Source organism: Ruminococcus sporogenes (genome assembly GCF_054655175.1).
The window spans coordinates 1-14,493 of the sequence record NZ_BAAHOA010000002.1 but is presented as its reverse complement, the minus strand read 5'-3'; the positions used below and the strand labels follow the sequence as shown (position 1 = coordinate 14,493).

Genomic DNA, 14,493 nt, shown 5'->3' with positions numbered 1-14,493 from the left:
TCCGCAATAAAATCCGGCGACAGCATAAAAATATTTGCAAGCACATATTCATGGGAATTGGCTGCCGATTATGTATTCGCGGTAACAAAAATAGAGCTTATAGACGATATGGGCACAGCGCTGAAAACCGTAACCGACAGAACTATCGCGCTTGACGAACTGAAAGCGGCAATAGCGGAAGCTGAAAAAATTGAAGCTTCTGATTACACCGAGGACAGCTATGCGGAACTGACAACAGCTTTGACAGCGGCAAAGGAATTGCCGGAGGATTCTGAAAAGGCAGATATTGAAGCCGCTAAAACAGCGCTTGAAACGGCTGTTGCGAGTCTGGTTGAAAAGACGGACGTTTCCTCGTCTGAATCAACTCCTGATTCCGAATCAACGCCAGATTCCGAAAGCTCGTCCGATACAGACGCCGATTCGTCATCAAAAACAGACGATGAATCAAGCTCAAAGACCGATGATTCGTCAAACGACATCACGTCAAAGACGGATTCCGCAGGCTCCGACAGTAAGGCGGGGACAACGGGAATTGCCAATAACTCAGGAGCCAGCGGAACGTCCAATCCCAACACCGGAGCAGCTTCGGCTGCGGCAGCGGGAATAATTCTGTTGTCAGCAATCGGCGTTATCGCCTCAAGAAAGAAGTAACCTCCTTTACATCTTCATGGTTTATTTCACTGCTTCCGACTTGACTTTAGCGCTGAAAGCAAAAACAAGGGTACAGTTATCTGTGCCCTTGTTTCATTAACTTCGGCTCCAGTGGGACCGAAGTAAAATTTACTTTTATAAAGCTTGCAATGATTGGCATAGTATGATATAATGAAGTTAGAAAAAGGACGGAAAACAGACGTAACGGAGGCTGATACCAATGGGCAGAAACATAGTGAAAGCAAAGCTGGATATAATATTCAAAACGATGTTTTCAAAATCGGAAAACGAGGATATACTGCATAGCTTTTTATCGACTATGCTTGAACTGCCATATGATTCGATAAAGGAGATAGTGATTCAGAACTCCGAAATACTGCCGGAAACGATAACTGGAAAATTCAGTAGGCTTGATCTGAAAATGCAGGTGGACGATAAATTGGTCAATGTTGAAATGCAGATAAAGAACGAGCCTGACTTCAACGACCGCGTATTGTATTACTGGTCTAAGCTGTACAGCGGAGATCTGAAAAGCGGCGACGAATACGGCGATCTGAAGCAGAGCATATCAATCAATATAATAAACTTCAATATGTTTGAATGTTCCGAATTTCATTCATGCTTTAAGGTACTGGAAGTAAACAGGCACGAGTTGCTGACGGATAAGTGCGCGATACACTTTTTTGAGCTTAAAAAGATAAACAAGAAGATAAATAAGAATAACCGTATGGAGCTTTGGCTTCAACTGATAAACGCGGAGAGCGAGGAGGAATTGGAAATGCTGAGACAGACAAATGTGCCGGAAATACAGAAAGCGGTAATGGTGATACACCAGATGAGCGAGGATGAAAAGATACAGGAGCTTGCGAGATTAAGAGAAAAGGCTCTGCACGATGAAGCCAGCGCGTTAGGTCATGCAAGACGTGAGGGCGAGCAGATCGGTATAGAAAAAGGCATGGAAAAAAAGGAACAGGAAATAGCAAAAAGATTAAAAGAACTTGGCTTGTCAGACGATATGATAAAAGCCGCTCTTAATAAATAACAGAAACAAAAGGATACAGCGATGATCGGCGCTGTATCCTTAATTTTATCCAAATTATCTTTTCCCCTCAACAAACCATCTCGGCTCATCATAATACAAATAAGACTGCTGTTATGAAATATGGTAATACCATAATTAGCATTATCTTTTATAAAATAGTTTTAATCTATAGTCATTATTTACAAAAATATTATAGTAAATTATACAATTTTATAGAAAACGTAAGGGAAATGCTCTGTATTTGGCAAAATGTATTGCATTTAACATAAGCGTGGTGTATAATGGGTATTAACAAGTATAATTGTATTATTTTGCATTTACAATTATCTTGTTGCGAGGATGTTTAACCGATAAAATTTCTTTCTGTTTTGCCATTGCAACGTGAGTGTATATTTGTGTGGTCGTAATGGAACTGTGTCCAAGCAGCTTTTGTATGTAACGAATATCAACATCTTCATCCAGAAGCAGAGTAGCAAAAGAATGACGGAACATATGAGGTGTGATATGTATATCATACCCTGTCATAGCGGTGTATTTACAGATGATTTCACGAACAGACTGTTCAGACAAGCGATGATGCAGTTTATTTATAAAAAAGAAACCGCATTCTTTTATATCTGGTTGAAATAGTTCATAGTAGTTGTTCAGCGCCCGCAGAACATCAGTGTTTTCAATTTGTATCATCCTTTCTTTAGAACCCTTGCCAAAGATTTTTACAGTATGATTGGTTAAATCTACAGAGGACAACTTAAGATTGCAGATTTCAGATACCCTTGCACCTGTTGCAAAAAGTATTTCAAGCACGGCAATATCACGGGTGGTAATTTTTTTTGATATTCAGTTTTAGTTTGTGACTGCAAATTGTAGGCACAGATAAGAATGCTGTTAATTATGTTCAAAGGAATTGTTTTTGGAAGAATAACAGGTTCTTTGAAAGAAACTTCGATTTTGTCAAAGGGATTTATATCAATAACATCTTCAATTAAAAGATAGTGGGTAAAAGCTTTTACAGTTGCAATTTTCCTTTTTACCGTTTTGGGCTTAAACTGTTCATGCAGCATATCAATGTAAAGGTAGATTGATTCTTTAGTGAACGTATTGTCCGTAAATTCAGTGAATTGTCTAAGATCGGTTCTGTAGGCTTTTATGGTTTTATCGTTAAGAGTTTTTCTGCTTTTACAGCAGTTTAGGAAAAGTTCAGTTTGTAAAGTAAGATTTAACATTTGCGGTTGACTCCTTTATTTTTTAGATATTTATATTATATACTATAAAACTATGAATGTCGAATTGTGTAAATGGTTTCTCGGTGAAATCTTGAAAATATGATGACATAGGTAGAATTATGGTGTGTAATTTTATAAAAAGGACAACCCAAGATAACTACTAATTATCAAAGGAGAATCTAAATAAGTATGGATATTATTAATTATAACTTTAATACAGAATTATCAGAGAGGGAGTTAAATGAGTTTTTATACTCACAGAAAGTATTACTTAATCATGTTAACAATAAAGATAATTATAGAACTAATCAATATAAAATATTTAGTGGATTAATAATATCAAAAAGTTATGAGTCTCAAAATCAAAGAAGATCATATTTTATAGAATGCAATTTTAAAAATACTTCATTTAAAAATTCTGGGTTTACAGGTTCTTATTTTATTAACTGTAATTTTTATAATTGTAAATTTGATTTTGCTATATTTGATAATTGTTATTTTGATAATTGCCATTTTGAAAATTCAATTTTACGTAAAATATTATCTTCAAGTTTCTGCGGAAGCATTTTTAAAGGTGTAACATTTAGTTTGTGTGATTTCGATGCTTGTTCACTTACAAGTATTAATTGTTATAATACAAAATTTAATAAATGTACAATAAATAATATAATATGGGAAAACTCAAAAATTCATAACTGTGTATTTGATAATGTAATAATACAAAATACAAATATTGAATATGTTTATTTCTATGATAATACTCTTATTAATACTTCAATTCCGTTTGCATCAATCCCATTTGCTTTTAAATGCTTAGATTATATTTTTGAAACAATTGATGATATAAGAATAGGTTCAAAGGTAAGTGAAAATGGTATTTCTAAAGAAGAGTATATTGCTCTAATCCCAGACTTAATTACTTTTTACAAATATACTAATAATTTTTTTCCTTTGGCTAATCTTTATGCATCCACCGGGAAAATGAACCATTCATTTGAAGTAATAAAAAAAAGTGTATCATTTTTAGTTAAACTTCATGAATATAGAACATTAAAGTATATAAGTGTGCTTATGACGATATATGATTTTTCAATAGTTCAAAAAAACGAAATATATAAACTAATTAAATCTGAATTATATATTCAAAGCCTATCTAATGAAGATAAATTACTTAATGCAGATGTATATTTATTTGAAATTCGAAATAATCTCTTAAATGATACAACAAAAGGTTATGTTACATTTGAATTTTATACAAATATTGAATCTAATGATACAACTAAATTGTCTTTCTTTATAGAAAAAATCGAACACATTTTAAATGTATATAATAACAAAATTACACATTATATTGAATATCGGCACAATTCACCATATCAATTTTTGCTTTCAATTTTTTCATCACCAGAAAAAATAGCAGAGATTATTGGAATTTTGTATTTTTCTCTTTTAGGCATTGATAAGTTTATAAATAAATTTTTAGATATTAAACAAAAAAGGCTGAATATTAAAAAAACTAAAGAAGAAATACAAAAATATCATAATGAAAATGCAGAAAGGGATACCTGCAATTTCACAAAATTTACAAATAATGATTGCATAAAAATGCATGAAGACATGGAACAACAATCAATTAAGGTTAATTTACTTTATCACAATGTTTATAACATTGATATTTCAAATTATGGTGAAAACTTTCAACATTATTTTCATCGATAACTTATTTTAAAGCACAAAAAATCGGTTGATAAAATCTTGTTTTATCTGGAAACAACCAAAATGAATTAGAAAATGGTAGCTTTTTTGAAATACTTAAGAGCTTTTCTCGTGTAATGGCCCATTGTTTATAAGTACTATAAAACAATTTGGGTTCCTTTTGATCTTCAACTTCAATATAGAATTGCGAAGATGTACATTTATCAACATTCCAATCAAAATGCCTGAGAATAATTGCATATCCATTTTCGGTTTTTCTATATCTTGTTGGATATGCCCAAGCAGGCTTTTCTTCTATCATCTTATCATAATCACGAAAGCTAGCAATAAATATTCCCCCATATTCTAAACGTTCATATATACTATGTAAGGCACAATACATATTTTCTTCATCTAATAAGTGAGTTAAAGCACTATCTATGGATATAATAGCATCAAATTTTCTTGTGAATGCATTTTCTAAATTTCTACAATCAGCTACTTTATAAGTAATATGTAAATTATGTCGTAGGGTTTCAGTTTTAGCAACCTCAATTTCTCCTGAACTTATATCTGTACCATATACATCAAATCCAATTTGAGCAAGACTTATTGTTTGAACGCCAATTCCACATGTGCAATCTAAAACAGAATGAACTGGTCGATTTGAATATTGATTAAACAGTTGTGCCAACAGCTTCCCTTCTGTAGAAATTTTATATTCATAATCTGACATTATATACTTATATCTTGTTGCAAAATAATCGTAATAAGAATTCGTAGAATGTTCAATTTTAGTAGCACTTATGCTTTCTTCGTATATGTGTTTATAAGTAATTATCTTATTTCCATCATTTAATGTTCGGATTACTTTTTTGTGATTTATTTTGTTAAAACACCAGCTTTGATCTATTTGCAATTCTATCATTTTCTCTAAAGCAGTGTCTAATTTTTTTCCTTCTAATAAATCTAAATATAATTTGTGCACAGTTAATTGGTTGTTATTGTAAAGAAAGTAGTTAATAAGAAAAGTTGATCCCTGAAATCGAGGATTAAATTCTATAAAATATATCTTTTCATTATTAATTAAGAAATCTATCCCGCACAATCCAATATAATGATTTTTTTGCAAGCATTCAACAATGCTGTTTATAAAATTCTTAATTAGGTTTTTATGATTTATATATATTTCATTTCCGCTAATAAAGTCAGATCCTATAAAAATATTTTTTTCATTAAATAATTGCTCTGATATCGGGAAACATATACAACTTTCTTCGTTACAAATTATAGTGATATTAAGTGAAAATGAATTTGAATAAAAAGGCGAAATAATATAGGGAACGTTTTCTTCTAAATGGTTATATATATCACAATCATCTTTTTTTAATATAAAAGTTCCCTCGCCTCCTTCGGAAATAGCTTTTTGAATAATAAATGTTTCATATCCTTCAAAACTATTTAAAAGTTCTTGATATTTACAGTCGATTTTATTTCCAATAAAAAATGGAGGAACACATACTTTATTTGACATCCAACTTCTAGAATATATTTTATTATTTAAAAAATCCAAAAAAGATTTTTCATTTTTTAAAACTAAAAATTTTCTTAAGTCAGGCATCATCTGTAAAATATCATAGCCCCATTTTTCGTTATAAAAGTAAAATTTACAATTTGTTTTGTTTATAATGATTTTATTAATTTTATCTATTATGAAATTAATAAAATCATCATATGATAATAATTTTTCACCTCTTTCTTCAAGAAAAGAAAAATTACTATCTTTATTCGAGCCGTATATAGTAATAGTATGTAAAAATAAGTTTTTATCAGCAACTTCTGATTCATATTTTCCAATCCAAATCTTATGATTCATATAACACTCCTCTTTCACATTTTATAATGATAATTAGTAGTTATCTTGGGTTAGTATAGGTTTTTGATTAATGATACAGATGTAATGTTTATTGGTTGTAGTATAATGTATATTATGAAGAATTAGGTTATCAAGGTAATTAGCAAAAACAAGGGTACAGTTATCTGTGCCCTTGTTTTATTAACTTCGGCTCCATTGGGACCGAAGTAAAATTTACTTTTATAAAGCTTGCAATGATTGGCATAGTATGATATAATGAAGTTAGAAAAAGGACGGAAAACAGACGTAACGGAGGCTGATACCAATGGGCAGAAACATAGTGAAAGCAAAGCTGGATATAATATTCAAAACGATGTTTTCCAAATCGGAAAACGAGGATATACTGCATAGCTTTTTATCGACTATGCTTGAACTGCCATATGATTCGATAAAAGAAATCGTGATTCAGAACTCCGAAATACTGCCGGAAACGATAACTGGGAAATTCAGCAGGCTTGATCTGAAAATGCAGGTGGACGATAAATTGGTCAATGTTGAAATGCAGATAAAGAACGAGCCTGACTTCAACGACCGCGTATTGTATTACTGGTCTAAGCTGTACAGCGGAGATCTGAAAAGCGGAGACGAATACGGCGATCTGAAGCAGAGCATATCGATCAATATAATAAACTTCAATATGTTTGAATGTCCTGAATTTCATTCATGCTTCAAGGTACTGGAAGTAAACAGGCACGAGCTGCTGACGGATAAGTGCGCGATACACTTTTTTGAGCTTAAAAAGATAAACAAGAAGATAAATAAGAATAACCGCATGGAGCTGTGGCTCCAACTGATAAATGCGGAGAGCGAGGAGGAATTGGAAATGCTGAGACAGACAAATGTGCCGGAGATACAGAAAGCGGTAATGGTAATACACCAGATGAGCGAGGATGAAAAGATACAGGAGCTTGCGAGATTAAGAGAAAAGGCTCTGCATGATGAAGCCAGCGCGTTAGGTCATGCAAGACGTGAGGGCGAGCAGATAGGCATGGAAAAAGGCGAAAAAATCGGCATAGAAAAAGGAATAGAAAAAGGTAAAGAAGAAGAAAGAGCCAATATCGCAGCAAGGTTAAAAGAGCTTGGCTTGTCAGACGATATGATAAAAGCCGCTCTTAATAAATAACAGAAATTATAAGGATACAGCGCTGATTGGCGCTGTATCCTTAATTTTATCCAAATTATATTTTCCCCTCAACAAACCATCTGGGCTCCTCATAATACAAATATGACCGCTGACCTAAAATGCGACAGGTATACCTCATTCCGATACCTCCCGCTTTAAGACTGGCGGCTCTGCGTCTGTCAAGAATCCTGTCTATCTCATAAACCATACCGTCCTCCCATGTTACGGAAAGCGGAGTTATGTTCCCCTCTGTATCAAACTTTGCCGTTACCTCAACATAAACCTTTCTTACCATATCATCACCCTAATTAGTATTACTTTTTACGGAATGGATATACTACTAAAAAAGGAGATGTTCAATATGGCAGTATCGCACAGAGGAGCAATTTCATTCGGCTTGGTTCATATTCCCGTAGGACTGTATACAGCCACACAGGATAACGATATACATTTTAATCAGCTTTGCAGAGAGGACGGCAGCAGAGTAAAGTACAAAAAGGTCTGCGCTTCCTGCGGCAAGGAGGTATCGTCAAAGGATATTGTAAAGGGCTTTGAATACGACAAGGATAAATTTGTAATTATGTCTGACGAGGATTTTGAAAAAGCCAAGTCCGAAAAGGATAAAACCATTCACATTCTGCATTTTACCGACTTAAATTCGATACGTCCGATATATTATGACAAAACCTATCACGCAGTTCCGGAAGCCGGCGGAGACAAAGCCTTTGAGCTGCTTCGTAAGGCTATGAAGGACGAAAACAAGGTTGCTATCGCCAAAACCGTTATGGGTACCAAGGAAAAGCTTTTAACGTTGATTCCTACCGATAACGGCATACTCATTGAAACAATGTTTTTCGCAGACGAGGTAAAGCAGGCGCCTAAAGAGCCCGCGCACCCCGAAATAAGCGAGGCGGAGCTTACAATGGCGAAAACCCTGATCAATTCAATGGTTAAGGACTTTGAACCGAATTTGTATAAGGACGAGTATCAGGTAAAACTGCGTGAAATAATCGAGCAGAAAATTGCCGGAAAAGATATCGTCGCTTCATCTCCGGAAATCAAGGTAACGGCTATTGATATTATGGAAGCCTTAAAGCAAAGTCTCGAGCAGATAGGCGCTAAAAAATGACCGATATATGGGAAACTAAAAATATCAATCCAATGTTAATCGGAGCGGAGGGAGAGCCCTTTGACAGCGAGGAATATATCTATGAACTAAAGCTTGACGGAGAACGGTGCATAGCTTATCTGGATAAAGATAAAACGATTCTGAAAAACAAACGTAATATTTTAATGCTACCAAAAGTACCGGAGCTTTCGGACATACACAAGAGCATTAACGTCCGCTGTATACTTGACGGAGAGCTTGCGGTTATCAGGGACGGAAAGCCTGATTTTTTTGAGATTCAGAAACGCAGTCTTATGAGCAATCCCGTAAAAATAGAAATGGCGGCAAAGAAATACCCCGCCTGCTTTACCGCCTTTGATATTCTGTATTATGAGGACAGGCAGGTGACAAATCTTCCGCTCATGGAAAGAAAGAATTTATTGCAGAAAGCTGTAAAATCCGAAAACGAAAGCTTTGCCGTATCAAGATACATTGAGAAAAACGGCGTGGCTTTTTATGAGCTTGCAAAGCAAAACGAGCTTGAAGGAATTGTAGCCAAAAGAAAGGACAGCCGATATTATTTTGACCGCCGTACAAAGGACTGGATAAAAATAAAGTATATGCAGGACGATGATTTTATCGTTTTGGGTTACGTTCCGAAAGAAAACAGCATGAACAGTATAATACTGGGGCAGTACAGCGGGAAACGGCTTATGTATAAAGGTCATGTGACGCTGGGAGTAGGCGGAGAGCCTTTCCGCAGAATCAAAGCGTTGGATAAAACTAACTGTCCGTTTTCTGAAATCCCAAAAGGAAATGAAACCGCAGTCTGGATAAAGCGGGAGCTTGTATGCACAGTAAAGTATATGATGAAAACGGAAAACGGCGGAATGCGTCAGCCTGTTTTCAAGGGACTTAGGGATGATAAGGCGCCGGAGGATTGTGTAACGAATAAAAGGATTGAAAAATAGAATAATAAAGAAATACAATAAAATCAGGAGGAACAATTATGTTTGGACTCACACCTTATGAAAGAAATGATTTGTGGAATCCGTTCAGGGAATTTGAAAAGGACTTTTTCAAGGACTTTTCTTCAGTAAATCGCTGCCGTACAGATATCAGGGACGAGGGCGGAAAATATATTCTGGAATGTGAAATGCCCGGTTTCAATAAGGAGGACATAAAAATTGACGTAAACGGAAGCGTTCTTACCCTGTGTGCAGAGCATAAGTCAGAAAACGATGAAAAGAATAAAAACGGAGAATATATCCGCAGAGAAAGAAGCTACGGCTCATATTGCAGAAGCTTTGATATTTCAAATATAGATGAAAGCGCGATTGAAGCGGAGTATACAAACGGCGTTTTAAAGGTTACGCTGCCTAAAAAAGCTGAGCAGCAGCCGGAAACAAAGAGAATTGAAATAAAATAAGTAAACGGAGCGATGCATTCTCCGTTTTTTACGTATAAACTTGAGCTGTAAAACAAAATATCACCGTTACAGGCGTATGAAATGAATGAACTCCATACGCCTTTTCTCTTACCTGAAATCAAATAGGAGGTAACTCAAATATTATCTATTAGTTGGGGCATGAAGATTCGTAAGCTTTGCAAGAAGTTTGTATAGAGAAAATGTTTACTTTTACTTAATGGCAAATTGCATAAAAATGATATAGTAAATTATATAAATTTGTAGAAAATGCGTTGCAAATGCTCTAAATTTGGCAAAAAGTATTGCATTTAACACAATTATGGCGTATAATTTCATTAAAGTAATTTAATTATTTGTAATGATAAGGTATATATCAAACGAAAAAATAACGGAGGTTTAAAAATGGCTAAGATTATAAGTAAGATTGATGAGATAACCGGAAAAACAGAACAGGATCAAATTTTGAAAGAACAGTTTAGCTTTCTTCAAAAAATGGCGCAGGCAAAGTGTGAACAGTTCGAAGCAGAATTAAAAAGCATGTTTACAAGCGGTGGAACTTCTGAGTGTGAAGTAGTAGGAAATCGTGCGATAGCATATTACAAATGTCAGCATGTTGATATAAAAGCCGGATGTGGTACGGCAATAAGAGAAGCTATCAATATGTTTTTCAGCGGCGGAGATGATGTTAAAAACGGTTTTCAAAAAATTGTTGAAACTGCGCTTGACACATTGATCGGCAATACTTCAATGGGAGAGCATGAAGAAAAAATGTTTTTTGTTTACCCTGAAAACTTTGCTATTGTTCGTGTCGACGTTAAATGTTATAAATATTGTTTTTCTTCAAGCGGTGTTATTGCAAAGTCAGAAAACGTATTCTGCTACACAATGGCAAAATCTATTGTTGATCATACTAAACTCACAATAGATGAGCTGCTGTACATGGTAGTAGAAATGATTGGCGCTGAAAAAATAGATGAGGTTGAAGCATTTATCAAGCAGCTGAAAAGCATATGGAAAATGCTGGAGGATAAAAGCTCTGATGAAGTGATGAAGATAGCGTTAAATAATATAAACAAATAGCTGTTTGTTAAATAGAGCAGCTGTTAGTATATAATAATTTAAAGGAGTTGTGATTACGGAAAAGTCTATGATAACAAAACTGTCCCCTCCGTGGTATGAATACCACAGAAAAGTTCAGGCAATGTTCGGAAGAGATCCTGAAGTACATATCAAAGATTTGGCTGATCTGGGCGATGGTAAATTCAGCTATATGATTTTGGTGTATAATAAGGAAAAGGCAGAGGTAAAAAAAGCAATACTGCCGCAAAAAGTTGAAATGGGAAATGTTACGATCGAAACAGCAATTCTCGGACCGGAAGAAAATGAGGTAAAGCTTTCTGAAAAGTCTGTTACAGAAAATTATGAAGCAGCCTTTGCAGGAAATCCGATTTTTGAACAGGCTATAACAAGGGAGATTCTTTCCTTTGAAATGAATTATTGTATTTTCAAAAAGGAAGTAATTCAATTCTGGAATGATAATTTATCAGATTACTGCGGCAATTATAACGGTCTGGCATCGGATATAGCAAAGGAAATCTTTATTCCAACCGATATTCAGTTTTGTATTTCAGCAGAATAATTACCTTAACGCAGTTTGAACTTAAAGGTTCAAACTGCGTTGTCTATTATGCTGAGAATTCTGTAGATGTGGGATTTTAAGCATTTTGTATTATTAGGTAGGATTCGCATTATAAAGTTAAATATCAAAAAGAAAAAACTGAGGTTCGAACCCTTTAGTCCACTTTTATCATTCATCTATTTTGCAGTGCTTTACAGCTATTCCGGAGCTTACGGTAGTAGAAGCTCCACGACATATCAGTAGCTTATAAAAATAAAGCCTTGATTTCAAATGAAACCAAGGCTTTTATTTTATAAATATATGTCAATTTTCTTATTATCTCTTATAAATACAGGTATTATATCAAGCGGAGCAGGAACCGTAACATTCTGTCCCCCGCTATAAGCTTTTTTGGTATTGGCGTCAGTCCATATAGCCCCTTCAGGAAGATAAACCTTTCTTTCCGACGTATTTTCTTCCATAACAGGCGCAACAAGAATATCCGGTCCGAACATATACTCATCTTCTATTTTCCACGCTGTTTTATCTTTATAAAAATCAAAAAACAGAGGACGCATAACAGGCATGCCGCTTAATGAGGCCTCATCCATACACTCTCTGATATAAGGACGCAGACGCTCTCTTAAAAAGAGATATTTTTTCAGTATCTCAAAATTATCTTCTCCGAAGCTCCACACTTCATTATCCTGACCAGAGGTGAGCTGTCTTACTCCGTTAATAAATTCTTCTTCACGCTCATGCCACGGAGAACGTTCGCCGTGCATACGGAACACAGGACAAAATGCGCCCCACTCGAACCATCTTACCAGCAGTTCCCTGAATTTCGGATCTGAAATATCTCCGCCTAAGAATCCTCCTATATCGGAGGTCCACCAAGGTATTCCGGCAACCGACATATTAAGTCCAGCCTGAAGCTGCTCTCTCATGGCCCTAAATGACGAATGAATATCTCCCGACCATGTAAGCGCGCCATATTTCTGACTCCCTGCCCAAGCGCATCTTACAAGACTTAAAACTTCCGTTTCACCTTCAGATTTCAGTCCGTCATAAAAGCCCTTGACATACATTAACGGATATATGTTTGTACATTGCAGAGCCGGACCGGCATAATAACGGTAATTATCAAAATCATAAGGACCATACTCCGGCTCGGCCTCGTCCAGCCAAAAGCATTTTATACCGTATTTATAATAATTCTCACGGCATTTTTCCCACACATATTCACGAGCTCCGGGATTTGTTGCATCATAAAATACCGTATTACCCATCCATGTCATATGAATTCCGTTTCCACGGTCAGCGCTTACCAAATAACCGCTGTCTGCCATTTTACCGAAATTTTCACTTCTTTCATCAATAGTCGGCCAAATTGACACTACCGTTTCTATTCCAAGCTCCTTTAATTCCCTTATCATTCCCTCCGGATCAGGCCAGTCGCGCGGTTCAAACTTAAAGTCTCCCTGAATAGTCCAGTGAAAAAAGTCAATTACTATTGCGTCTATTGGAAGCCCCAATTTTTTATGTTTCCTTGCAACTTCAAGTAATTCCTGCTGATTCCTGTAGCGAAGCTTGCATTGCCAGTATCCCAGTCCGTATTCAGGCATTTTCGGCGCCCTGCCTGTAGCGGCAGTATAATTTTCTTCTATTTCCGCAGGCGTATCTCCGGCAGTAATAAAATAATCCAGCTTTTTCGTACTTTTAGCATACCATTCTGTTTTGTTGATTCCGAACGTAGCGGTTCCTATTGCCGGATTATTCCAAAGAAAACCATATCCCCTGCTTGAAAGCATAAATGGTACGCTTGCCTGACTGTTTCTGTGAGCAAGCTCAAGCACCGCCCCCTTTTTATTAAGATTTTTTTCCTGATATTGTCCCATTCCGAAAATTTTCTCATCGTCAAAGGCTTCAAAGCGCGCCGTAAGCTCATAATCTGTGGAACCCTGATAGCATTTAAGTTCCCTTGCTTCTACCCTAAGAGGTACGCAATAACGGTTAATTCTGTTTCGGTTTCGCCAATATTCTTCAGTAAGCAATTCGCCGTTCTGGTTAAAAAAGCTTATGCACCCTTCAAACGATACCTTTGCAGTAATTTTACCATTGGTAATAGTGTGATTAACTCCCTTCTGATGATATCTGCTGTATTCATCAGACATATACCACGGATCAGTCACATCTATAGTTTCCTCGCTGAAGCTCGCTTCACAATATTTTACAGGCTCACATAACGCCCAGTTATTTTCATTCATGACAGGCTCTTTTGTCATTCGGACACGCAGTGAATTTTCGCCCCAAGGCTCAATCCATACCTGGGAATTGCCGGATTTTATTTTAAGGCTATTATTTTCTCTATATATTCTCATTAATTCAATTTCCTTTCAGTTTTTTATTCTATTTTACACTATTACGGTTTATTTTTCAATATAAAAAATTATATAGTGTGAATAATTTTTCAGTTTCGGTTAATAATATCATATGATAGTATGAAATAAGATAAATCAAAAAAAATTCAAAAAAGTATTGACAAGCAGTTTTAAGTATGATATAATATTAAAGCAGTCACGGAATATGAAAAATTATCCTTAAATAGTATATTTTGGGGTGTCGCCAAGTGGTAAGGCAGAGGACTCTGACTCCTCCATTCCGTGGGTTCAAATCCTACCACCCCAAC

Annotated in this window: 14 protein-coding genes and 1 tRNA gene; 10 read left to right on the top strand and 5 right to left on the bottom strand. The window is 35.4% G+C overall.

Translation table 11 applies throughout. The features are described 5' to 3' along the window. Positions 1-57 precede the first annotated feature (57 nt). Together ACYQ0N_RS06345 and ACYQ0N_RS06340 are read left to right on the top strand one after the other, a co-directional pair. Entirely contained in the window at positions 58-651 is a 594-nt protein-coding gene (locus ACYQ0N_RS06345) for an NPXTG-anchored protein (RefSeq protein ID WP_460162196.1), read from the top strand. Positions 652-871: 220 nt separating this feature from the next. Next, complete coding sequence (locus ACYQ0N_RS06340; RefSeq protein WP_460162195.1) at positions 872-1,693, top strand: Rpn family recombination-promoting nuclease/putative transposase; 822 nt, start codon at positions 872-874, stop codon at positions 1,691-1,693. Between the two features lie 306 nt (positions 1,694-1,999). Here ACYQ0N_RS06340 and ACYQ0N_RS06335 read toward each other — a convergent pair whose 3' ends face one another. Next, entirely contained in the window at positions 2,000-2,497 is a 498-nt protein-coding gene (locus ACYQ0N_RS06335) for a tyrosine-type recombinase/integrase (RefSeq protein WP_460162194.1), read from the bottom strand. Next, on the bottom strand, positions 2,428-2,916 hold the full coding sequence (locus tag ACYQ0N_RS06330; RefSeq protein WP_460162193.1) for a site-specific integrase: 489 nt from the start codon (positions 2,914-2,916) through the stop codon (positions 2,428-2,430). Before ACYQ0N_RS06330 ends, ACYQ0N_RS06335 begins: the two co-directional genes overlap by 70 nt. A gap of 189 nt (positions 2,917-3,105) precedes the next feature. Here ACYQ0N_RS06330 and ACYQ0N_RS06325 point away from each other — a divergent pair, with 189 nt between their 5' ends. Next, positions 3,106-4,635: a pentapeptide repeat-containing protein gene (locus ACYQ0N_RS06325; protein WP_460162192.1), complete on the top strand. Its 1,530-nt coding sequence runs from the start codon at positions 3,106-3,108 to the stop codon at positions 4,633-4,635. 1 nt (position 4,636) lies between these two features. Here the strand turns inward: ACYQ0N_RS06325 and ACYQ0N_RS06320 are convergent, their stop codons facing one another. Next, entirely contained in the window at positions 4,637-6,487 is a 1,851-nt protein-coding gene (locus ACYQ0N_RS06320) for a methyltransferase domain-containing protein (RefSeq protein WP_460162191.1), read from the bottom strand. 304 nt (positions 6,488-6,791) lie between these two features. On the opposite strand from ACYQ0N_RS06320, the gene ACYQ0N_RS06315 reads away from it, so the two are divergent. Further along, on the top strand, positions 6,792-7,649 hold the full coding sequence (locus ACYQ0N_RS06315) for an Rpn family recombination-promoting nuclease/putative transposase (RefSeq protein ID WP_460162190.1): 858 nt from the start codon (positions 6,792-6,794) through the stop codon (positions 7,647-7,649). Between the two features lie 55 nt (positions 7,650-7,704). Here the strand turns inward: ACYQ0N_RS06315 and ACYQ0N_RS06310 are convergent, their stop codons facing one another. Then, positions 7,705-7,944: a hypothetical protein gene (locus tag ACYQ0N_RS06310; protein WP_460162189.1), complete on the bottom strand. Its 240-nt coding sequence runs from the start codon at positions 7,942-7,944 to the stop codon at positions 7,705-7,707. Positions 7,945-8,010: 66 nt separating this feature from the next. Here ACYQ0N_RS06310 and ku point away from each other — a divergent pair, with 66 nt between their 5' ends. The 5 genes from ku (at position 8,011) to ACYQ0N_RS06285 (ending at position 11,825) form a co-directional block, all read left to right on the top strand. Then, a complete protein-coding gene (gene ku / locus ACYQ0N_RS06305; RefSeq protein WP_177531632.1) occupies positions 8,011-8,778 on the top strand; it encodes a non-homologous end joining protein Ku in 768 nt (255 codons plus the stop codon). Then, a complete protein-coding gene (locus ACYQ0N_RS06300; RefSeq protein ID WP_460162188.1) occupies positions 8,775-9,728 on the top strand; it encodes an ATP-dependent DNA ligase in 954 nt (317 codons plus the stop codon). Before ku ends, ACYQ0N_RS06300 begins: the two co-directional genes overlap by 4 nt. 38 nt (positions 9,729-9,766) lie before the next feature. Further along, the gene (locus tag ACYQ0N_RS06295) at positions 9,767-10,186 is read left to right on the top strand and encodes an Hsp20/alpha crystallin family protein (RefSeq protein WP_177532974.1); all 420 of its coding nucleotides are present in this window, start codon (positions 9,767-9,769) and stop codon (positions 10,184-10,186) included. 402 nt (positions 10,187-10,588) lie between these two features. After that, positions 10,589-11,266, top strand: a complete 678-nt coding sequence (locus tag ACYQ0N_RS06290; RefSeq protein WP_177532975.1) for a hypothetical protein — start codon at positions 10,589-10,591, stop codon at positions 11,264-11,266. 67 nt (positions 11,267-11,333) lie between these two features. Beyond that, positions 11,334-11,825, top strand: coding sequence for a hypothetical protein (locus ACYQ0N_RS06285; RefSeq protein WP_460162187.1), 492 nt, complete (start codon positions 11,334-11,336; stop codon positions 11,823-11,825). Between the two features lie 290 nt (positions 11,826-12,115). On the opposite strand, the gene ACYQ0N_RS06280 is transcribed toward ACYQ0N_RS06285, so the two are convergent. Then, the gene (locus tag ACYQ0N_RS06280) at positions 12,116-14,185 is read right to left on the bottom strand and encodes a glycoside hydrolase family 31 protein (protein WP_460162186.1); all 2,070 of its coding nucleotides are present in this window, start codon (positions 14,183-14,185) and stop codon (positions 12,116-12,118) included. 234 nt (positions 14,186-14,419) lie between these two features. Between ACYQ0N_RS06280 and ACYQ0N_RS06275 the strand changes: the two genes are divergently transcribed. Then, positions 14,420-14,492, top strand: a tRNA-Gln gene (locus tag ACYQ0N_RS06275). The last annotated feature ends 1 nt before the right edge of the window (position 14,493 follow it).